Source organism: Stutzerimonas tarimensis, assembly GCF_042648805.1.
GTDB lineage: Bacteria > Pseudomonadota > Gammaproteobacteria > Pseudomonadales > Pseudomonadaceae > Azomonas > Azomonas tarimensis.
Genome location: NZ_JBHRXZ010000022.1, coordinates 290732 through 310548, shown reverse-complemented (window position 1 = coordinate 310548; position 19817 = coordinate 290732). Strand labels below are relative to the sequence as shown.

The following is a 19817-nucleotide window of genomic DNA, read 5'->3' as shown; positions in this document are numbered from 1 at the left end:
ATGAGGGATGCGCTGGATTATCGCGGCCGCTGCGTGGTGCTCACCGGCGCCGCCGGCGGGATCGGCCGGGGCCTGGCCCAGGCGTTTGCCGAGGCCGGGGCCTTCCTTGAACTGCTCGACCGGAACGCCGAGGCGCTGGCCTCGCTGGCCGCCGAACTGGGCGAGGTGCCGCTGCGCACCACAGCGCTGGATCTGTCCGATTTCGCCGCGGTGAAGGCCTACGCCTTCGGGCTGGCCGAACGCGGAGTGACCGTGGACGTGCTGATCAACAACGCCGGGGTGGAATACCCCACCCCGCTGGCCGATGACGGTGCCGAAGCCGACGCCCGCTGGGGCAGCCTGCTGGCCAACAATGTCGAGACCATGATGCGCCTGACCCGCGCCCTGCTGCCCTGCATGACCGCCGGCAGCAGCGTGATCAATCAGTCCTCGATGTGGGGACTGGTCGGTATGCCTGCGTTCTCCGCCTATGCCGCCAGCAAGCACGCGGTGGTCGGCCTGACCCGCTCGCTGGCGCTGGAACTTGGCGCCCGGCGCATCCGGGTCAACGCAGTCTGCCCCGGCTGGGTCGCAACCGAGGCGGCCATGCGCTCGCTGCGGGCCATGGCCGCCGAGAGCGGGCGCAGCGAGGACGAAGAACTGGCCAGCATACTCTCCGCCCAGGCCGTACCGGAACTGATGACGCCCGCCGACCTGGCCGGCACCTTCCTCTTTCTCGGGTCGCCTCTGTCCCTGCCGCTCACCGGCCAGGCGCTCTCGGTCAGCCATGGCGAGGTGATGCACTGATGAATCCGCGACCGCTCGCCGGACTCACCGCGCTGGTCACCGGTGCCGCCACCGGGATCGGCCGGGCCACCACGTTGGCCCTGGCCGACGCTGGCGCCGGGGTCTGGATCAACCACTTCGGCCAGCCGCTGGAGGCCGAGTCGCTGCGCGCCGAGATCGACGCCAGTGGCGGCCGCGCGGCCACCGTCGAGGCCGACGTGCGCAGCCCACAGCAGGTCGCGGCCATGTTCGAGACGCTGTTGGCCACAGGCCCGCTGGATCTTCTGGTGAACAACGCCGGGATCATTCTCGAAAAGCCCTTCCTCGACACCGATGAAAGCGACTGGGAGGCGGTGCTCGGGGTCGACCTCAACGGTGTCTATCGCTGCTGCCGTGCGGCGCTCATGCACATGGCACCGCGGGGCAGCGGCGCCATCGTCAACGTCGCCTCGGATCTTGGCTTTCTCGGCCGCGGCGACTATGCCGCCTACTGCACGGCCAAGGCCGGGGTGATCGGCCTGACTCGCTCGCTGGCGCGGGAGTTCGCCCCGCAGGTCCGCATCAACGGCGTCGCGCCCGGCCCCATCGCCACCGCCATGGTCTCGCCGGAGAACATGAGCGAGGAATGGATGGCCAAGGAACTGGACATTCCCATGGCCCGGCTGGGCACCCCGGAAGAAGTCGCCTCCGCCATCGTCTTCCTGCTCTCGCCGCAGTCCAGCTATTTCACCGGCCAGATACTGGGGCCCAATGGCGGCTCCTGGATGGGCGCATGATGCTGCCGCAACTGTTATTGGTGTCTGGCGCCACGCTCTGGGGCCTGGGCTGGCTACCGCTGCAGTTTCTCTCCAACCAGGGGCTGGAAGGCATGCCTTTGGTGCTGCTGACCTACAGTCTGCTCAGCCTGATCGCCGTACCGGTGCTCTGGGCGCAACGACAGCACTGGCGTGCGCAATACCTGCATGTGGTCGCCATGGGCCTCGGCGGCGGCTGGGCCACCGCGGCGCTGATCACCGCCCTGGCCGATGGCCATGTGGTGCGGGTGATGCTGCTGTTCTATCTGGCGCCGGTATGGAGCGTACTCGGTGGCTGGTTGCTGCTGGGCGAACGCATGGGCGGTCTGCGCGTGCTGTCGCTGGCCCTGGCCATGGTCGGCATCGGCATGACCCTCGGCATCAGCAGCGACGCCCTGCGCCCGCTGGACGGCAACGACTGGCTGGCGCTCAGCGCGGGCCTGGCCTTCAGCCTGAACAACCTGGCCACGCGCGCCGCCGACCGGGTGCCGCTGGCGAGCAAGGCGGTGGTCAGTTTCGTCGGCAGCGCGCTGCTCGGCGGGCTGGTCTGCTCTCTGCTGCAGCAGACGCCGCCGCCGGTGACCGCCACCATTGCCTGGCAGGTCGGCCTGCTGGCGCTGGGCTGGCTGGTGGCGATGACCGCCGTCCAGTACGGACTGACCCATCTCGAAGCCGGCCGCGCCGCGCTGCTGGTGATCTTCGAGCTGATCGCCGCGGTGCTCTCTTCCGCCTGGCTGGGCGATCAGCAGATCCACAGCCGCGAATGGCTGGGCGCCGCGCTGATCACCGGCGCCGCGCTCATTGCCGCCTGGCCGGAACGCCAGGTCTCTCTTTCCCCCGCACGGAGTCCCCTCGCATGACCGCCACCGTTCACATGGATCGCCTGAGCTGGATCGAGTACGAAAGGCGAGTCGCCGAAGGTGCGGTGGTGTTCCTGCCCTGCGGCGCCACCGAACAGCACGGCCCGCACCTGCCGCTGGGCACCGATCATCTGCTCGCCAGCGCCATCAGCGCCGATGTCGCCGCGCGGATCGGTGGCCTGGTGGCCCCGGCGCTGGCCTATGGCTACAAGTCGCAGCCCAAGTGCGGCGGCGGCCAGCATTTCTGCGGCACCACCAGCGTCGACGGCGCGACCCTCTCGGCCATGGTCCGCGACGCCGTGCGCGAGTTTCATCGTCACGGTGTGAAGCGGCTGGTGCTGGTGGTGGGCCATTACGAGAACCAGTGGTTCGTCACCGAAGGCATCGAGCTGGCCATGCGCGAACTGGGCGGGGCGAAGTCGGGACTCGAAGTGATGCGTCTGGAGCACTGGGATTTCTGTCGTGAAGAGACCCTGGCCGATGTCTTCCCCGGCGGCTTCCCGGGCTTTGCCCTGGAGCACGCCGCGGTGATCGAGACCTCGCTGATGCTGCATTACCTGCCGGAGCTGGTGTCGCTGGACAAGATCCCGGACGACGGACCGGCCGATTTTCCGCCCTACGACATGTACCCGCCACGCACCGAGTGGGTGCCGCCCTCCGGCGTGCTCTCCTCGGCCAGGGGGTCGTCCGCCGAGAAGGGCGCGCGCCTGGCCGAAGACATCGCCGGCGGCATCGCCCGGGCGGTGCGCGCGGAATTCGCCATGGAGCATCGGGCGTGATCAGCCTCGACCCGCGCCGCTGCGCGCTGCTGGTGATCGACATGCAGCGCGACTTCTGCGCGCCCGGCGGCTATGCCGACCAGGCCGGGTTGGACATCGCCTGCCTGCGCGCGCCCATCGAGCCGATCCGGACGCTGCTGGATCAGGCCCGGGCGCTGGGGATGCTTGTCATCCACACCCGCGAAGGGCACCGCCCGGACCTGTCCGACCTGCCCGAGGCCAAGCGCCGCCGTGCCGAAGCGGCCGGTGCCACCATCGGCAGCCAGGGCCCGCTGGGCCGCCTGCTGGTGCGCGGCGAGCACGGCCACGACATCATCGACGAGCTGCAGCCGCTGGCCGGCGAGCCGGTGATCGACAAGCCGGGCTACAGTGCCTTCGCCCATACCGATCTCGATTTGCTGCTGCGCCAGCGTGGTATCTGCCAACTGATCCTCACTGGGGTGACCACCGAGGTCTGCGTGTCCTCGACCCTGCGTCAGGCCGTGGACCTGGGCTACGACTGCCTGACGGTGGGCGACGCCTGCGCCTCTGGCGCCCCGGCCCTGCACCAGGCTGCGCTGGCGATGATCAGGGTGGAAGGCGGCATCTTCGGCGAGATCTGCACCAGCCAGGCGCTGCTCGACCAGATGCTCGATCTGGAGAAGCAGGCATGACTCAAGTGCTGAAACTCTGGCCGCTGCTCACGGCGACCCATCGCTACGACAAGTCCATCTCCACCCGCAACCGTGGCCGCGGCACCCTGATCGACGCGCCCATCCTCGCCTACCTGATCGAGACCCGGCAGGGCCGGGTGTTGTTCGATGTGGGCTGTGACTACCGCAAGATCGCCGAACCCGAGGCCCGCCGGCAGTGGTACGACGAGGGCCTGTTTCCAGCGCCGACCATGCTCGAAGAGCAGCGCCTGCCGGCCCATTTCGCCCGCCTCGGGCTGACCCCGGCGGACATCGACCTGGTGTTTCTCAGCCATCTGCATTTCGACCACGCCGGCGGGCTCTGCGAGGTTTGCGGCGCCGAGGTGCATGTACATGTCGACGAATTGGCGGCTGCCCGCGAGCCGGCCGACGAGGCCTATTTCGCCGACGACTTCGGCGGAGACTACCGCTGGAAACCCCAGCGCGAGGAATACGACCTGCTCCCTGGTCTGCGCGCGATCAACACGCCCGGCCACACCGCCGGGCACATGTCGCTGCTGATCGAGCTTCCCGAGGGCCGGCCGGTGATCCTTGCCGGCGACGCGGCGGACCTGAGCGAAAACCTCACCGACGAGATCGCCCCCGGCACCTGCTGGCGCGACCGCGAGGATCTGGCGCTGGAGAGTATCCGCAAGCTCAAGCGTCTCGCCGGGGAGACCGGCGGCGAGGTCTGGCCCAATCACGACATGGCATTCTGGGAGACCCTCAAAGGTTTCCCGGAGTATCACGCATGAACTCAGTTCCGATCAGCTATCTGGGCGTCTGGCAACGTCGCCTGCTGACCACCGCCAAGGGCGCCCGCGACGACCGCAGCACAGTGTTCTGGCTGCAGACGCCGCTGCTCCACGGCGACCTGCGGCTGCCGGCGCTGGCCTATCCCGAGGTCGCCTCACTCGAAGAGTGCAGCAGCGAGCAGATGCTGTTGCTTTCCGAGCAGTCCGGTTTCGCCGGCCTGACCCAGGTGGAGGACGATCTCTGCTACTGGCACCGGCTGATCGACTACCAACCCGTCGGCGGCACCGCCGACATCGGCGAAATGCGCTTCGACGGGGCCGACCGGCTGATCGAGACCGCCCTCGATGGCAGCTACCAGGAGACCTGGGAACGCCTGCCCCATTCGCTGGGCATCAATTGGGGCCAGTGGCTGCGCCCGGCCGACGAGAGCGCCCGCAACGCCTGCCTGCTGGTGGCTGGCGACTGCTTTCTGTTCGCTGCCGGACGCCCGGTGGGCCTGCGCCGTGGCGGTCAGTTGCGCGAACACATCGCCGCCGCCAGCCCGGCCCGGCAGCTGGCACTGATGGCCTTCGAGCTGTCCTTCGGCCGAATCGCCGGCGCCGGGGAGCCTTGGCAGATCACCCATTCGAGCCTGCCCGGACGTGCCGGCCAGGCGCTGCTGCCAGCCAACTGCCGCGCCGACAGCGCAGAGACCATCGGCGCCGAACCCATTGCCCGTCTCGGCAGTTACCCGCCTGCCGGTGGCTGGGTCTGCGTACCCACTCCCGACTTCATCGCTCCGCAGGAGACACCTCCATGACCCTACAGGCTGCCCTTGTCCGCCGCGCCGAAAGCGCCGCTTCGCCCGCCGCGGCCCCTGCGCCGTCCCCTGCGCCACAGCAGCCTCCGCGACGCCGGCCGCGCTTCTGGGTGATTCGCGGTGAACTGCCGCAAGCCACGCTCTGGCTGCTGGCGGCGACCGGCCTGCTCACACCCTTCGTGCTCTGGTGGGCCTATACCGCGCTGGGCCTCGCCGACCCGCTGTTCATGCCCAGCCCGGGCGCGGTCATGGAGCGCCTGGTGCGCTGGTGGACCGCCGAGAACCTTCTGGGCGATATCGGCATCAGCGTCTGGCGGGTCATGGCTGGCTTTACCGCCTCGGCGTTGATCGCCCTGCCGCTGGGCCTCTACATCGGCACCTACCGCCCGGTGCAGGCGGCCCTGGAACCGCTCGCCGACTTCATCCGCTACATGCCCGCGGTCGCCTTCATCCCGTTGGTGATGCTCTGGGTGGGCATCGGTGAGGGTGCCAAGATCCTCATCATCTTTATCGGTACCTTCTTCCAGATGCTGCTGATGGTGGCCGAAGACGTCCGCCGGGTCCCCATGGCACAGATCGAGGCGGCCCAGACCATGGGCGCCAGCCGGGCCGAGATCATCCGCCTGGTGATCCTGCCGTCGTCCAAGCCGGCGTTGCTCGACACCCTGCGCATCACCTGCGGCTGGGCCTGGACCTATCTGGTGGTGGCCGAACTGGTGGCATCCAATTCCGGCATCGGCTACGCCATCCTGCGCGCCCAGCGTTACATGCACACCGACAAGATCTTCGCCGGCATCCTGCTGATCGGCCTGATCGGCCTGCTCACCGACCAGGCCTTCCGCTGGATCTCCCGCCGCGCCTTTCCCTGGCAGAGGAAGTAAGCCATGACCGCTCCCAAGATCCAGATTCGCCAGGTCGGCAAGACCTTTGTCGGCGACAAGCGCGAGGTCGAGGCCCTGCGCCAGATCGACCTGGACATCCAGCCCAACGAGTTCGTCACCTTTGTCGGCGCCTCGGGCTGCGGCAAGTCGACGCTGCTGCGCATCATCGCAGGGCTGGAAACACTCTCCCACGGCGAGATCCTGCTCGACGGCAAACCCATCGACGGTCCCGGCGTCGACCGCGCCATGGTGTTCCAGCACTACAGCCTCTATCCCTGGCTTTCGGTGATGAAGAACATCAAGTTCTGCCGCCAGCTGAAGGTCATCAGCGACACGGTGCGCGGCCCCGGCGACATGGAGAACGCTCGCGGCCGCGCCGACGCCCTGCTCAACCTGATGGGCCTGACGCCCTTTGCCGACGCCTACCCGAGCCAGCTCTCCGGCGGCATGCAGCAGCGCGTGGCCATCGCCCGGGCGCTCATGCCAAAGCCCGCGACGCTACTGATGGATGAGCCCTTTGGCGCCCTCGACGCCCAGACCCGCGAAGTGATGCACGACCTCATCCGCCATGTGCACAAGCTGGAAAAGAGCACCATCCTCTTCGTCACCCATGACGTCGAGGAAGCCATCTACCTGGGTACCCGCATCGTGCTCATGGCGCCGCGCCCCGGACGCATCGACTCGATCTACGAGGTGCCGCTGCCGGCGCAGCGCAATCAGGACATGAAGCTCTCGCCTGAATTCACCGAACTGAAACGGCAGATCCTCGCCCGCATTCGTGAAACCTCGGGCATGCAGACCGATCTCGACCAGCTGGCAAAGCTGACGGCGATGGCGGAGGGGTAAGGGACTGCAAGCTGCAAGCCTGGACCATCCGCGACATCGGGGCGGGCGGGCAACCATATCGTGGTCAGGACCCGCTCCCCGCTTACGACTCGCGGCTTGCGCCCTCAGATCTCGTTGATTCGCCCCACCTGCGTCGCCAGGCGCATGGTTTCGTGTTCTTCGAGTTTCAGCAGATCGTCAGCCAGGACACGGGCGCCCTCGATCTCCGCGCGGCGGGCCAGCGAGCGGTACAGCTCGATCACCTGATTGTGGATGTCGAAGACTTCGCGGGAGATGTCGTCCACGCTCATGCTGTCGTAGGCCTTGGCGCTGGGGCCGCTGAACAGGATGGGCTCGCGGATCAGGTAGTCATAGATGCAGGTGCGCAGGACATGCGGCTTGGCATGCTGCTCCATGCGACCGATGGTGCGCGCCAGCGCTTTCTCGTGATCGGCCAGGTAGGTGAGCAACCATTGCGCGCGCAGCTGCTCGTGCTTGCCGGCCGCGCGGCTCAGACAGGTCGAAAGGCGACCGTGGGTATGACGCGTCCAGTCGATCAGATCCTCGAATCGTTCGATCTTCATGCAGGAGTTCTCCGCTCTACTCGGGGCGGCTGGCGAACCGCCTGTGATGTCGGCGACCAGGGGCCGCGAACCGAGATGAAAGAGTACCCTCTATCGTAGTCGGCCCTCCCCCGTGCTGGCAGCGCGAATGGCAACAGCGGGTTTCCAGCTTCTTGGGCAGTGCCTCTGGACCGCGGCGACCTACGCCAGACTGCTCGCCGGAGCCGTCCCGGCGCTCGCACCGGCCGACGGACACTTTGGGGCTGACAGCTTTCCTGTAGGAGCGAGCTTGCTAGCGAACGAACCGGCGCCCCAGCCAGGTTCGTGAACGCGAGTCAGGCTCGCATTGCCCTTGGCGTTGTCTTCTTCTATGCCAGTGGGCATTACCGAGACTTTCAGTGGAGGATCGAAACATGAATGAAGTAGGCAAGCTCGTGGTAAGCGCGTCGGAGTACTCCTCGGATGAAGCGAAGGGCCGACGCGCTTATGCAGTGGCGGCAGCGCTCGAAGTGATTGCGGCGCGCGCAGCCGGACCCTCTGGGGAGGTCAGCCTCGAATACGAATTCGAGCAACTATCGAAGTACGCCGACCAGATTCAGGAGGCGCTGGCCAAGCAATAGAAGGCAAGCGCCGTCTGGCGGCGGCGCTTGTTCCACGCCGCCCACCCCTTTTCACCCGCCGCACGCCAGCGCTCCAACGGCATGCGCAGGCGGCATTGCCGTATCGAGCTTATTCGACATTGTCCCTTCTCCCCATTCAGGGCTAGACAACGCTTCCGTCATACCAAAATCAGCACGCCCATCGGCCCCTCCCCCTCACCTCGGCATCATCCGAACCCCGGACAGTTCGCTCAGGGGCTTGGGCATGCCGAGGTGATAGCCCTGGACGTAGTCCACGCCGATTGTCCGCAGCCGTTCGAGGATCTCCGCTGATTCGACGAATTCGGCGACGGTCTTGAGATTCATCTCATGGCCGATGGAATTAATGGAAGTGACCATGGCGCGGGCGATGGGGTCCTTGTCGAGATCACGAACGAAGCCGCCGTCGATCTTGAGGTAGTCCACCGGCAGGGTCTTGAGATAGCCAAAGGAGGACAACCCCGAACCGAAATCATCCAGCGCGAAGCTGCAGCCCACTGCCTTGAGCCGCTCCATGAAGCGGGTCGCGCGGCTCAGGTGGGAAATCGCGGCGGTTTCGGTGATCTCGAAACACAGGCACTCGGTGGGAATCTGGTGGCGCTCGATGGCGGCGAGGATGAAGTCGAGGAAGCTCTCCTCGTTCAGCGAGGCAGCCGAGAGATTGATTGAATAGTGTCCACGCGGCCCGCCGTGGCGACGGCAGTAGTCGCCGACCCAGGCGAGGAAATTGCCAGTGACCCAGCGATCCACCGCCGAGGCCATGTCGTAGCGCTCGGCCGCCGGCATGAAGGCGCCCGGCGGGATGGTGCCACCGTCCTCGTCGAGCATGCGCACCAGGACTTCGTAACGCCCACCGTCCTGCACGCTGCCATCGGCAGGCTCGATGCATTGCACGAACAACCGCAGGCGGTCGGTATCCAGCGCCTCGCGCAGGCGCTGGGTCCACTGCATCTCGCCACGACGTTCGAGCAGCTGGGCATCATCGGCCTGATAGATATGCACCCGGTTGCGCCCGCCCTCCTTGGCCGCATAGCAGGCGCTGTCGGCAGCGCTGAGCAGTGGCCCGAGGGCCTGGGTGGTATCGTCCACGGCAACCATGCCGATGCTCACGCCCACAGCGAAGGTCTTGCCTTCCCAGCTGAAGCGAAACTCGTCGACCAGTGCGCGCATGCTCTCGGCGATCTGCTGCGCACGGGGCATCGGGCAATCGAAGAACAGCACGCCGAACTCATCGCCGCCCAGGCGGGCAAGCACATCGCTATTGCGCACCCGGCTTTTGAACAGCCGCACCAGCTGGCGCAGCAGCTCATCGCCGGCAGCATGGCCGCAGGTGTCGTTCACCACTTTGAACTGGTCCAGATCCATGTAGCAGAGCACATGCTCGCCGCGCTCGGCGGGAGCCAGTTGCAACAGAGCCTCGACCCTCTGCTCGAAGGCAGCACGGTTGGACAACCCGGTCAGGGGGTCATGGGACGCCTGGAAGGACAGCTCGCGGGCCAGTTGGCGGGTCTCGGTGACGTCGCGGAAGGTCAGCACCACCCCGATAATGGCCCCGGCGGCGTCGCGGATCGGCGCGGCTGCGTCCTGCACTGCCACCAGCCTGCCGTCGCGCTGACGCAGCATGCCGGGGGCCATGTCGAAACGTTCACCGTCCTGACTGCGGCGGCGATGCAGCACCTTGCTCACCGGGCCAGGCAGCGGCACCCCGGTATCCTCGTCGTACAGGTGGTAGATCTCCGACAGAGACAGCCCCCGTGCCTGGTCACTGCTCCAGCCAGTGAGCGCTTCGGCGACCGGGTTGAGATACTGCACCCGGCCGGCGCGGTCGGTGGTGATGACCCCGTCGCCAATGGAGGCGAGGGTCACCTGCGCCAGCATCTTTTCCTGGAACAGCTGCTCTTCCACCAGACGCCGCTCGGTGATGTCACGCACCATGCAGGTGATGTCGTCGCCATCGGCAGCGCCCTGGCTGGCGGTGAGCTCGGCGGAGAAGTTGCGCCCGTCGTGGCCGCGCAGCAGCAGCTCGCAGCGGGCCTCGCCGCCAGCATCGGGCACCAGCGCCGTGGACCAGGCACCACTGGTGGCGACGAACTGGTGCAGCGGGCGCCCCACCAGTTGCTCGGCCGGCAGTCCGAACAGGCGTTCGGCCCCCGGATTGCAACTGGTCAGCACGCCTTCGCGGCTGTAGGTGATGATGCCGTCGCGAATATCGCGGACGATCGCCTGGGTCTTGGCCATGGCATTGTGCAGGGCGCGGATCACCTTGTTGTACTGCGCGGCGATCTGGCCCACCTCGGTGAAGGGTTCGACCTCCACCTCACGGCTGAACTGCCCCTGCCGCTGGTGTTCGGCCATGGCGTCGAGCAGCTCGATAAGCTCGGTGCGGGCACCATGCTCGCTGACGTTGAGCCCGCGCACCTCGTCGTCTGGGTCCACCCGCATGGGAAAGACGCGATTGATCAGGCGCAACGCGGTGTAGGTCGCGCCAAAGGCCCAGATCGCGCAGACCAGGATGCCCTGCACCTGAGCCAGCAACTGCTCGCTCCGGCTGAGGCCGGTGCCGAGCAATTCCAGATTGGCGAACAGCCCGACCGACAGGGTGCCCCATATGCCGGCGACCAGGTGCACAGGCACCGCGCTGATCGCGTCGTCGATTCCCCAGCGCAGCAGCAGGCGGTCGGCGAAGAACATCACCAGACTGCCGACAAAACCGATCAGCACCGCCGCGCCGGGGCTGATCGCATGGGCTGCTGCAGTGACCGCCACCAGCCCGGCAAGCATGCCGTTGAGCGGCAGGATCGGCTCGATGAGGCGGAAGCGCAGCCAAGACATCAGGGAGCCACCTGCGATGCCGGCCATGCCCGCGAGAGTGGTGTTGGCCACGATACCCGGCACCTGCACGTTGAACGCCAGGGTGCTGCCCCCGTTGAAGCCGAGCCAGCCGAACAGCAGCAGCAGGCCGCCCAGCATCGCCATTGGCAGGTTTGAGCCAGGCATGCTGCGCTCACGGCGACTGCCGTCGAAGCGCCCCAACCGCGGGCCGATGACCATGATCGCCGCCAGTGCGATCCAGCCCCCTACCCCGTGGACCACCGTCGACCCGGCGAAATCGACAAAGCCCTGGCCCGCCAGCCAGCCCTCGCCCTCGGCAAAGGCGCCACCCCAGGCCCAATGTCCGAATATCGGATAGATCAGCCCCGCGGCCAGCAGCGCCACCACCAGATAGGCACTGAAACGCATGCGCTCTGCCGCGGCGCCGGACACAATGGTTGCCGCGGTGGCACAGAACATGGCCTGGAACAGAAAGAACGCCATGGGCCAGGCGTCGCCATCGGCCTCAATGAGGAAATGGCTGTTTCCGAACAATCCACCGGCGCTGGAACCGAACATTAATGCGAAACCGTACAACCAGTAGAGGAGGATCGCGACGCTGAGGTCGGCCATATTCTTGATCGCAACGTTGATCGCATTCTTGCTGCGCGTCAGCCCGGACTCCAGACACAGAAAGCCGATCTGCATGTTGAACACCAGACCGGCGCATAACACGAGCCACAGGATATCTATCGAGGCTGATTGCATGATGCTTCCCTAACCATTGCATGAGGGCCCTGAACACGCGAGGGGTTTGCCTGCAGACGGAATGCGAGCGGCTCACTGCCTGCCATTCGCCTGGTCTTAATCTTGACGCCATAGGAATGACGGAGCGGGAGAACAGAAATCGCCAAGCGAGTTCCATGCCATGCACCGCCGCGATTTCATTGGCCTGTGGCAATGTGCCATGCGGTCCGATGCACCATATTACGCCGTAGCAGTTGTAACTTAGCGTTTCCTTGCACCAGTTGGCGATTTTGCTCGCTGTATCGGTCGAAGCGCCGCGCTGCACAGTAGAATCACGAAAAAACGGGGAGCACCGATGATCAACGGGCAACTGCTGCAACTGATGGTCGAAGCCAGCAACGATGGGATCGTGGTCACCGAGCAGGAGGGCGACGACAACATACTCATCTACGCCAATCCGGCATTCGAAGCGCTGACCGGCTATCGCGTCGATGACATCCTCTACCAGGACTGCCGCTTCCTGCAGAACAGCGATCGCGACCAGGCGGCGCTGGAGGTGATTCGCCAGGCGATACGCGAACGCAAGGCCTGCCGCCAGGTGCTACGCAATTACCGCCAGGACGGCAGCATGTTCTGGAGTGAACTGTCGCTGGCGCCGGTGTTCAACGAGCGCGACCAGCTGACCTACTTCATCGGCATCCAGAAGGACGTCACCCGCGAGGTCCAGGCGCGCGAGCGGGTGGCAGCCCTGGAAGCCGAGCTGGCCCGCCTGCAGGAGGAATTGGCAGCTCTCAGAAGAAACCTCTAGTCAGGTATCGAGGTGGCCATCGAGCAATTGTTTCAGACGTCCGGCCATGGCCCCGCTGGGCCGCCCCAGGCAGGCCACCGGGGTCCCGGCAAAGGCTTCTCCGGCGAGTTCCGCAGCCTCGCCGGCCAGCGCCAGCGGACAGCCCAGCGTCAGTACCATGCGACCCAGCTGACGCTGTAGATCGGCAGCCAGCGGGCGATTGGAAAACAGCACCAGCGCCTCCGGGCGGGCGCGCTCGCAGACCAGTGCCAGCTCATCCAGCGGCTGCCCCAGGGGCAACAGGGTCACTGCCTGCTGCTCGCCAGCGAGCAGCAGCGCGGCCACCAGCAATTCCAGGTCGCGACAATGCCCCGGCACCGCTGCCATCAGCACCCGCCGGCCATGCCGCGGGCGATTCATCTGCAGGCGCACGGCGATCCGGCTGCGCAGGAAGGCATCGAGAAACAGCCATTCGCTGGTGCGACCGAATTCTTCGGTGCGCAGCGCCAGCCCCTGCCAGACAGGCATCAGCACCTCCTCCAGGGCCAGCGCGACCGGCCAGGTTGCCAGAATCTGCCCGTATACCCGCTCCAGCTCGGACTCGTCGAAGCTCTGCAGGGCCTCTTCCAGGCGGCCCTGCCACTCCTGCCATTGACCCCACTCGCCACCGGCCGCCTCTGCCGCGGACGCGCCAGCACTGCCGGCAGCGGAGCGGGCCAGGATGTCGCCCACCTTGCTGACCGGAACACCGCGGCGGATCCAGGCCTGGATGCTGCGCACCGATTCGACGTCAGCCATGGAATAGAGCCGGTGCCCACTGTCGGTACGGGTTGGCTGTATCAGCCCGTAGCGCCGCTCCCAGGCACGCAGGGTCACCGGGTTGACGCCGGTCAGGCGCGCGACCTCGCGGATGGGAAACAGCTCGTCGCGCGCGGACAACGCCAGGGTAAGGCTGGAAACGCCGGTTGATTCATTCATGCACAGATTCGCGACGCCGGGAAAAGCCGGCATTGTAACCCTGTGCTGTAGGCATATCAGTCTACAGCTGCAGCGGAGCGCGCCGGCACAGCGTAGCCAGCGCCGGAAGCCAGGCTTCATGGGTATTCAGGCAGGGCACCAGGCGCAGCTCTTCGCCCCCGGCCTGGAGGAACTGCTCACGGGCGCGATCGCCGATCTCCTCGAGGGTCTCGATGCAGTCGGCGACAAACGCCGGGCACATCACCAGCAGCCGCTTCACGCCCTGCCCGGCGAGCTCGTCCAGACGCGCCTCGGTGTAGGGCTCGATCCATTTCGCCCGCCCTAGGCGTGACTGGAAGGACACCGACCACTTGGCCGGATCCAGGCCAGCACGGGCGGCGAGGCCTTCGCTGGTCCGGTAGCACTGCGCCCGATAGCAGGCTGCAAGCACCTCGCCCTCGGCGCGCTGGCAGCAGTCGGCGCCTCGCAGGCAATGCGCGCCGCTCGGGTCCGCCTTGTGCAGGTGCCGCTCGGGCAGCCCGTGGTAGCTCATCAGCAGGTGGTCGAAACCATCGTCGAGATAGGGCCGGGCGCTGGCGACCAGCGCATCGAGGTACTCGGGCTGGTCAAAGAAGGGCTGCAGCAGTCGCACCCGTAGCGACAGACCATGCTCGTGGATCACCCGCCGCGCCTCTTCCACCGCGGTGGTGGTGGTGCTGTCGGCAAAGTGCGGATACAGCGGCGCGAATACCACCTCGCCGATGCCCTGGCTGGCTAGGCGCACCAGGGCACCTTCGATGGACGGCTCGCCATAGCGCATCGCCAGCTCCACCGGCCCTTCGGGCCAATGGGCCGCCATCGCCTGCTGCAGGCGGCGGCTGATGACCACCAGGGGCGACCCTTCCGGCCACCAGATCGAGGCATAGGCGTGGGCCGACTGGGCCGGACGTCGGGCCAGGATCAACGAGACCAGCAGGCGCCGCATGGGCCAGGGCAGGTCGATCACGTAGGGGTCCATGAGAAATTGATTCAGATAGCGGCGGACGTCGGCCACCGACGTGGACGCCGGGGACCCCAGATTGACCAGCAGCAACGCCTGTTCAGACATTCGACATTCCTTGGATGAAACCACGACAACTCAACGACTGGCCGAGCCGAGCAGGTCGGCCAGAGCGGCGTCCAGCTCGCTGAAGCGAAAGCCGAAGCCCTTCGCAAGCAACCGCGCCGGCGTCACCCGCTGGCCACCAGGCAGCAGGCCGGACAATTCGCCCAACCCCAGCCGCAGCCGCAGCCGCAGCCGCAGCCGCAGCGGGGCGGTACGGCAACAGTGCCGGACGGCCTAGGCTGCGAGCCAGGGCCCGGCCGAACCCGGCGTTACGCACCGGCTCTGGCGCACACGCATTATAGGGACCGGTCGCCTCGGGACTGTGCAAAAGAAAATCAATGACCCTCATCTGGTCTTCCCGATGGATCCCGGGCATGAACTGGCGGGCAAGGTCAACCTTGCTGCCGCTCTATCGCCTGGGGCCCGGCGGGCCGCTGGGCAAATGGCGAGCCCGGTGCCGCCTGTCAGGCGGATGCGCATGGGGATATGCTCCTCAGCAATCGACTGATGGATCTTGTCCCGCGTGCCGCGTTCTGCATCTATAGAAGGTGCACTTTCCGGGCGCCGCAGGACTCTCGGCATAATCCTATACAAAAAAGAGGATTGTACAAGTTTAGGCTGCAGCATAGCCTGGACATCTGACTAGCGAGGTAACGCATGAGCTCTGTTTCGATCGCCATCATTGGCGCCGGGATCTCCGGCCTGTCGGCTGCCCAGGCGCTGCAGGAGGCCGGACTTCCTGTCCATCTCTTCGACAAGAGCCGCGGCAGCGGCGGCCGCATGGCCAGCAAGCGCACCGAAGCCGGCCGGCTCGACCTGGGCGCCGCCTATTTCACCGCCCGTGACCGGCGCTTCGCCGCCGCGGTGCGCGACTGGCAGGCCCGCGGCTGGGCCAGCGAATGGCGGCCAAGCCTCTATGAACTCCGCCAGGGCCAGCTTGGACCCTCCCAGGATGAACAGGAGCGCTACGTCGGCACGCCCAGCATGAGCGCCATCACCCGCGGCCTGCTTGGCGAAACGCCGGTAACCTTTGGCTGCCGCATCACCGAGATCTTTCGCGGCACCCGTCACTGGACCCTGCAGGATGCCGATGGCCAGTCCTACGGACCGTTCAGCCAGGTGGTCGTGGCCATCCCGGCGACCCAGGCCTGCAACCTCCTGACCGCCGCGCCGGTGCTGGCCGGCAAGGCGGCCAACGTGGCGATGGAGCCGACCTGGTCAGTGGCCCTGGGTTTCTCCACACCGCTGGAGACAGGCATGGACGGCTGCTTTGTGCGTAACGGCGCACTCGACTGGTTCAGCCGCGATCGCAGCAAGCCCGGACGCGACAACCCGCTCGATACCTGGGTCATGCATGCCACCAGTCAGTGGAGCCGCGAGCATCTGGATGCCAGCAAGGAAACGGTGATCGAGCATCTGCACGGCGCCTTTGCCGAACTGCTCGACTGCCCCCTGCCGGAACCCGCGTTCAGTATCGCCCATCGCTGGTTGTATGCCCGGCCCGCGCAGCCCCATCAGTGGGGCTCGCTGGCCGATGTGGACATGGGCATCCATGCCTGCGGTGACTGGTGCCTGAGCGGTCGGGTCGAAGGCGCCTGGCTCAGCGGGCGCGAAGCAGCACGGCGGATCATCGAGCATCTGGACAAGTAGATCCCGCATGGGCGGGTCAGGGAATCTTGTACAAGACCTCTTGACCCGTACAGCCAGGGCCTTATCATGCAGCTTAGTTGTACAGAACCCAGGATTTGTACAAATCGAGTAGCCGAGGCCCTCCATGCCGACCCACGACCAACGCCGTATCAGGATCGCCATCAGCGCCTGCCTGCTTGGCGCGACGGTGCGCTATAACGGCGGCCACAAAGAGTCGCGGCTGTGCAGCGAGACCCTGGCGCGGCATTTCGACTTTATCCCCGTATGCCCTGAAGTGGAAATCGGACTGGGCACCCCGCGTGAGCCCATCCGCCTGGTGGGTGACCCGCAGGCACCGCGCGCCCTCGGCACGGTGAATCGGGACCAGGACCACAGCGAGCCCCTGGCCGCCCATGGCCGCAAGATGGCCGCTGCCCTGGACGACATCAGCGGCTACATCCTCATGCAGAAATCCCCCTCCTGCGGCATGGAGCGGGTCAAGGTCTACCGCAGCGACGGCACCCTGGCCCTCGGCGGGGCTGCCGGCCTCTATGCCGCGGCCTTCATGAACGACCGCCCGGACCTGCCGGTGGAGGAAGACGGACGGCTGAACGACCCGGTGCTGCGGGAAAATTTCCTCACCCGCGTGTTCGCCTACGCGCGCTGGCAGAATCTGCACCGCAGCGGGCTCAGCGCCAAGGGCCTGCTCGATTACCACTCAAGCTACAAGTACCAGCTGATGGCGCACCATCCGCATCAGTACAGGGAGCTCGGCCGCCTGCTTGCTGACCTCGACGAACGGCCTCTGGAAACCATCGCCGACCTTTATTTCAGCGAGCTCATGGCCGCACTCAAGCGCCCGGCCACCCGCGGCAGCCACAGCAATGTGCTGCAGCATCTTTCGGGTTATCTGAAAAATCGGCTCGACAGCCAGGACCGCAGGGAGATCCAGAAGCTGATCAGCCAGTACCGGCAGGGCACCATCCCGCTGGTGGTCCCGCTGACGCTGCTCAAGCACCACCTGCGCAAGCACCCCGATCCCTACCTCGAACGGCAGGCCTACCTGCAACCCCATCCCGAAGACCTCAGCCTGCGAAACGCCATCTGACCATGAAGCAATCCGAACAGGGGCCGGACGGCGAGCGCGCCGGCTGGCTGCCGATCCGTGAAGTCGCCCGTCTCACCGGGGTCAATCCGGTGACCTTGCGCGCCTGGGAACGCCGCTATGGCCTGGTGGTGCCTCGCCGCACCGCCAAGGGTCACCGCCTGTATGACCAGGATCAGGTCCAGCGCATCCACGACATCCTTACCTGGCTCAACCGCGGCGCAGCGGTCAGCCAGGTGAAGGGGCTGCTCGACGCACCACAGCCCACCGCGACCGACGAGCACAGCCCCTGGAGCGGCCTGCGCGATACCCAGCTCGCAGCCGTCGCCAAGCTCGCCGAGCGAAGCCTCGACGAAAGCCTCAACGACGCCATGGCGCTTTACCCGCCCCGTACGCTGTGCGAGCACCTGCTGCTGCCCCTGCTCGATGCCCTCGAGCGGCGCTGGCAAGGCCAGTACGGGGCCCAGCTCGAGCGCGTGTTCTTCTACTCCTGGCTGCGCAGCAAGTTCGGCGCACGCCTCTATCACCACAACCGCCAGCAGCCTGGAGCGCCGCTGTTGCTGGTCAATCTGTCCGAGCGCCCCATGGAGCCCGGCCTCTGGCTGAGCGCCTGGCTGATCTCCAGCGTCGACTGCCCGGTGGAGGTACTCGACTGGCCGGTGCCGCTGGGCGAGCTGCGGCTGGCGCAGGAGCGCATCGCCCCTCGCGCGGTCCTGCTCTATTCGAGCCAGGCGCTCGAACTCGGCCTGCTGCGCCAGTTGCCGCGGGCGGTGGAACAGTCGCCGGTGCCAGTGGTGCTGGGTGGCGCGGCGGCACGCATCCATGGCAGCGAACTGGGCGACATCGAGTCGCTCGAGCTGGCCGATGATCCGCTGCAGGCCTTCGCCCTGCTGGACCGGCATGGCCTGTTCCAGCGTCATGCCGGTCCGGCGCCATGAACCAGTTGCTGTGGCTGCGCAGCGACCCCTTGTCGATCTGAAGGAAAGCCGTGCCCGCGCGCTGGCGGCTTTCCGAGACCTCACGGAGTAAGGGCATGAAGATTGCCATCATCGGTGGCGGAATCGCCGGCCTCACCGCCGCCCACCTGCTGCATCGCAGTCATCAGGTCGACCTGTTCGAGTCGCGCGACTGGCTCGGCGGGCACACCCGCACCCTCAGCGTACCGCTGCAGGGCACCGACTACGCCATCGACACCGGTTTCACCCTGTTCAACGACAGCGCCTACCCAAACTTCTTCAGGCTGCTGCAGCGCCTGCAGGTACCCATCCGCCCCACCGAGATGAGCTTCTCAGTCTACGATCCGCATCATGGCCGCGAGTATGCCCGGCAGGACCTCAACACCCTCTTCGCCCAGCGCCGCAATCTGGTTTCACCAAGCTTCTGGGGCATGCTGCGCGAGATCATCCGGTTCAACCGCGAGGCTGCCGAGGATCTGTATTACCAGCGCATCAGCGATACCCTGACGCTCGGCAATTACCTGCACCTGGGCAGCTACAGTCAGGAGTTCATCGAGCAGTACCTGATCCCCCTCGGGGCCTCGATCTGGTCATTGCCAAGGATCGATCTGCTGAGTTTCCCGCTGCTGCTGTTCATGCGCGTGCTGAGCAACCGTGGCCTGCTGTCGATCAACCAGCAACAACGCTGGTATGTGATCGAAGGCGGCTCGAACCGCTACGTGGCGCCCCTGGCCGCCGGCTTCCGCCAGCGCATCCGCCTGAACTGTCCGGTCTGGCGCGTCGACCGCGACGAAAGAGGCGTTACCTTGCGCAGCGCGGCGGGTCAGGAGCGCTACGACAAGGTGGTGTTTGCCTGCCACAGCGACCAGGCGCTGAAGCTGCTGACCCGCCCGAGCGCCACCGAGCGCGCCATTCTCGGCGCGCAGCGCTACGTCGAGAGCGAGGTGGTGCTGCACACCGATACCCGCCTGCTGCCGCGACAGCGGCGGGCCTGGTCAAGCTGGAACTACCGCCTGGGCGGCGGCGAGGAGAGTCCGGCCATGGTGACCTACAACATGAACCTGGTGCAGGGTCTGAACGCCCCGGAAACCTTCTGCGTGAGCCTCAACCAGACCGAGCTGATCGACCCTCGGCGGATCCTGGCGCGTTTTCATTATGCCCATCCACGCTTCAGCCTGGAGGGGATCGAGGCGCAGGCACGCTGTCGCGAGCTACTCGGCGCGCAGCACAGCTATTTCTGTGGCGCCTACTGGGGCAACGGCTTTCACGAGGACGGGGTGGTCAGCGCGCTGCGCGTGGCTGAAGCCCTCGGCGAGTCGCTCGAGGGGTCCTCAGCCGAGCGGCTGATATCCACGCCCCCGCTTTACTCGTAAGCTGGGGCTTTGCCTG

19 protein-coding genes and 1 pseudogene are annotated in these 19817 nt (G+C 66.4%); 15 read left to right on the top strand and 5 right to left on the bottom strand.

Annotated elements, in window-relative coordinates; all coding sequences use genetic code 11:
* From ACFOMF_RS10620 to ACFOMF_RS10580, 9 genes are read left to right on the top strand one after another with little or no spacing between them, the layout of a single operon-like run.
* Positions 1–786, top strand: a complete 786-nt coding sequence (locus tag ACFOMF_RS10620; protein WP_386364576.1) for an SDR family NAD(P)-dependent oxidoreductase — start codon at positions 1–3, stop codon at positions 784–786.
* A complete protein-coding gene (locus ACFOMF_RS10615; RefSeq protein ID WP_386364574.1) occupies positions 786–1541 on the top strand; it encodes an SDR family NAD(P)-dependent oxidoreductase in 756 nt (251 codons plus the stop codon). The genes ACFOMF_RS10620 and ACFOMF_RS10615 overlap by 1 nt, the downstream gene beginning before the upstream one ends.
* Positions 1538–2419: a DMT family transporter gene (locus tag ACFOMF_RS10610; RefSeq protein WP_386364572.1), complete on the top strand. Its 882-nt coding sequence runs from the start codon at positions 1538–1540 to the stop codon at positions 2417–2419. Before ACFOMF_RS10615 ends, ACFOMF_RS10610 begins: the two co-directional genes overlap by 4 nt.
* Positions 2416–3198: a creatininase gene (locus ACFOMF_RS10605; protein WP_386364570.1), complete on the top strand. Its 783-nt coding sequence runs from the start codon at positions 2416–2418 to the stop codon at positions 3196–3198. The genes ACFOMF_RS10610 and ACFOMF_RS10605 overlap by 4 nt, the downstream gene beginning before the upstream one ends.
* Positions 3195–3851: a cysteine hydrolase family protein gene (locus ACFOMF_RS10600; protein ID WP_386364568.1), complete on the top strand. Its 657-nt coding sequence runs from the start codon at positions 3195–3197 to the stop codon at positions 3849–3851. The genes ACFOMF_RS10605 and ACFOMF_RS10600 overlap by 4 nt, the downstream gene beginning before the upstream one ends.
* A complete protein-coding gene (locus tag ACFOMF_RS10595) occupies positions 3848–4624 on the top strand; it encodes an N-acyl homoserine lactonase family protein (RefSeq protein ID WP_386364567.1) in 777 nt (258 codons plus the stop codon). The genes ACFOMF_RS10600 and ACFOMF_RS10595 overlap by 4 nt, the downstream gene beginning before the upstream one ends.
* On the top strand, positions 4621–5424 hold the full coding sequence (locus tag ACFOMF_RS10590; RefSeq protein ID WP_386364565.1) for a hypothetical protein: 804 nt from the start codon (positions 4621–4623) through the stop codon (positions 5422–5424). The genes ACFOMF_RS10595 and ACFOMF_RS10590 overlap by 4 nt, the downstream gene beginning before the upstream one ends.
* On the top strand, positions 5421–6305 hold the full coding sequence (locus ACFOMF_RS10585) for an ABC transporter permease (protein WP_386364563.1): 885 nt from the start codon (positions 5421–5423) through the stop codon (positions 6303–6305). Before ACFOMF_RS10590 ends, ACFOMF_RS10585 begins: the two co-directional genes overlap by 4 nt.
* Positions 6306–6308: 3 nt before the next feature.
* On the top strand, positions 6309–7151 hold the full coding sequence (locus ACFOMF_RS10580; protein WP_386364561.1) for an ABC transporter ATP-binding protein: 843 nt from the start codon (positions 6309–6311) through the stop codon (positions 7149–7151).
* A gap of 104 nt (positions 7152–7255) precedes the next feature.
* Here the strand turns inward: ACFOMF_RS10580 and ACFOMF_RS10575 are convergent, their stop codons facing one another.
* Positions 7256–7714 carry an ATPase gene (locus ACFOMF_RS10575; RefSeq protein ID WP_386364559.1) on the bottom strand — a complete coding sequence of 153 codons (459 nt, stop codon included), beginning with the start codon at positions 7712–7714 and terminating at the stop codon, positions 7256–7258.
* Between the two features lie 392 nt (positions 7715–8106).
* Between ACFOMF_RS10575 and ACFOMF_RS10570 the strand changes: the two genes are divergently transcribed.
* The gene (locus ACFOMF_RS10570; RefSeq protein WP_386364557.1) at positions 8107–8313 is read left to right on the top strand and encodes a hypothetical protein; all 207 of its coding nucleotides are present in this window, start codon (positions 8107–8109) and stop codon (positions 8311–8313) included.
* Positions 8314–8508: 195 nt separating this feature from the next.
* On the opposite strand, the gene amt is transcribed toward ACFOMF_RS10570, so the two are convergent.
* Entirely contained in the window at positions 8509–11910 is a 3402-nt protein-coding gene (amt, locus tag ACFOMF_RS10565) for an ammonium transporter (RefSeq protein WP_386364555.1), read from the bottom strand.
* Between the two features lie 334 nt (positions 11911–12244).
* Here amt and ACFOMF_RS10560 point away from each other — a divergent pair, with 334 nt between their 5' ends.
* Positions 12245–12697 carry a PAS domain S-box protein gene (locus ACFOMF_RS10560; protein ID WP_386364553.1) on the top strand — a complete coding sequence of 151 codons (453 nt, stop codon included), beginning with the start codon at positions 12245–12247 and terminating at the stop codon, positions 12695–12697.
* Here the strand turns inward: ACFOMF_RS10560 and ACFOMF_RS10555 are convergent, their stop codons facing one another.
* The 3 genes and pseudogenes from ACFOMF_RS10555 to ACFOMF_RS10545 all read right to left on the bottom strand — a co-directional run.
* Complete coding sequence (locus ACFOMF_RS10555; RefSeq protein WP_386364551.1) at positions 12698–13654, bottom strand: MerR family transcriptional regulator; 957 nt, start codon at positions 13652–13654, stop codon at positions 12698–12700.
* 61 nt (positions 13655–13715) lie between these two features.
* On the bottom strand, positions 13716–14741 hold the full coding sequence (gene hemH / locus ACFOMF_RS10550) for a ferrochelatase (RefSeq protein WP_386364549.1): 1026 nt from the start codon (positions 14739–14741) through the stop codon (positions 13716–13718).
* 30 nt (positions 14742–14771) lie between these two features.
* Positions 14772–15144 (bottom strand): annotated as a pseudogene (locus tag ACFOMF_RS10545) (DUF1731 domain-containing protein); the annotation flags it as partial.
* A 251-nt stretch (positions 15145–15395) separates the two neighbouring features.
* Between ACFOMF_RS10545 and ACFOMF_RS10540 the strand changes: the two are divergent.
* The 4 genes from ACFOMF_RS10540 to ACFOMF_RS10525 all read left to right on the top strand — a co-directional run bounded on the left by ACFOMF_RS10540 (position 15396) and on the right by ACFOMF_RS10525 (position 19801).
* Positions 15396–16388, top strand: a complete 993-nt coding sequence (locus ACFOMF_RS10540; protein WP_386364547.1) for an NAD(P)/FAD-dependent oxidoreductase — start codon at positions 15396–15398, stop codon at positions 16386–16388.
* Between the two features lie 124 nt (positions 16389–16512).
* The gene (locus ACFOMF_RS10535; RefSeq protein WP_386364545.1) at positions 16513–17475 is read left to right on the top strand and encodes a YbgA family protein; all 963 of its coding nucleotides are present in this window, start codon (positions 16513–16515) and stop codon (positions 17473–17475) included.
* A gap of 2 nt (positions 17476–17477) precedes the next feature.
* Positions 17478–18410 carry a MerR family transcriptional regulator gene (locus ACFOMF_RS10530; protein WP_386364543.1) on the top strand — a complete coding sequence of 311 codons (933 nt, stop codon included), beginning with the start codon at positions 17478–17480 and terminating at the stop codon, positions 18408–18410.
* Between the two features lie 95 nt (positions 18411–18505).
* A complete protein-coding gene (locus ACFOMF_RS10525; RefSeq protein WP_386364541.1) occupies positions 18506–19801 on the top strand; it encodes an NAD(P)/FAD-dependent oxidoreductase in 1296 nt (431 codons plus the stop codon).
* Positions 19802–19817: the final 16 nt, after the last annotated feature.

Coding starts and splice junctions, on each gene's coding strand:
- ACFOMF_RS10620 (WP_386364576.1), top strand. CDS start 1: ATGAGGGATGCGCTGGATTATCGCGGCCGCTGCGTGGTGCTCACCGGC.
- ACFOMF_RS10615 (WP_386364574.1), top strand. CDS start 786: ATGAATCCGCGACCGCTCGCCGGACTCACCGCGCTGGTCACCGGTGCC.
- ACFOMF_RS10610 (WP_386364572.1), top strand. CDS start 1,538: ATGATGCTGCCGCAACTGTTATTGGTGTCTGGCGCCACGCTCTGGGGC.
- ACFOMF_RS10605 (WP_386364570.1), top strand. CDS start 2,416: ATGACCGCCACCGTTCACATGGATCGCCTGAGCTGGATCGAGTACGAA.
- ACFOMF_RS10595 (WP_386364567.1), top strand. CDS start 3,848: ATGACTCAAGTGCTGAAACTCTGGCCGCTGCTCACGGCGACCCATCGC.
- ACFOMF_RS10590 (WP_386364565.1), top strand. CDS start 4,621: ATGAACTCAGTTCCGATCAGCTATCTGGGCGTCTGGCAACGTCGCCTG.
- ACFOMF_RS10585 (WP_386364563.1), top strand. CDS start 5,421: ATGACCCTACAGGCTGCCCTTGTCCGCCGCGCCGAAAGCGCCGCTTCG.
- ACFOMF_RS10580 (WP_386364561.1), top strand. CDS start 6,309: ATGACCGCTCCCAAGATCCAGATTCGCCAGGTCGGCAAGACCTTTGTC.
- ACFOMF_RS10575 (WP_386364559.1), bottom strand. CDS start 7,714: ATGAAGATCGAACGATTCGAGGATCTGATCGACTGGACGCGTCATACC.
- ACFOMF_RS10570 (WP_386364557.1), top strand. CDS start 8,107: ATGAATGAAGTAGGCAAGCTCGTGGTAAGCGCGTCGGAGTACTCCTCG.
- amt (WP_386364555.1), bottom strand. CDS start 11,910: ATGCAATCAGCCTCGATAGATATCCTGTGGCTCGTGTTATGCGCCGGT.
- ACFOMF_RS10560 (WP_386364553.1), top strand. CDS start 12,245: ATGATCAACGGGCAACTGCTGCAACTGATGGTCGAAGCCAGCAACGAT.
- ACFOMF_RS10555 (WP_386364551.1), bottom strand. CDS start 13,654: ATGAATGAATCAACCGGCGTTTCCAGCCTTACCCTGGCGTTGTCCGCG.
- hemH (WP_386364549.1), bottom strand. CDS start 14,741: ATGTCTGAACAGGCGTTGCTGCTGGTCAATCTGGGGTCCCCGGCGTCC.
- ACFOMF_RS10540 (WP_386364547.1), top strand. CDS start 15,396: ATGAGCTCTGTTTCGATCGCCATCATTGGCGCCGGGATCTCCGGCCTG.
- ACFOMF_RS10535 (WP_386364545.1), top strand. CDS start 16,513: ATGCCGACCCACGACCAACGCCGTATCAGGATCGCCATCAGCGCCTGC.
- ACFOMF_RS10530 (WP_386364543.1), top strand. CDS start 17,478: ATGAAGCAATCCGAACAGGGGCCGGACGGCGAGCGCGCCGGCTGGCTG.
- ACFOMF_RS10525 (WP_386364541.1), top strand. CDS start 18,506: ATGAAGATTGCCATCATCGGTGGCGGAATCGCCGGCCTCACCGCCGCC.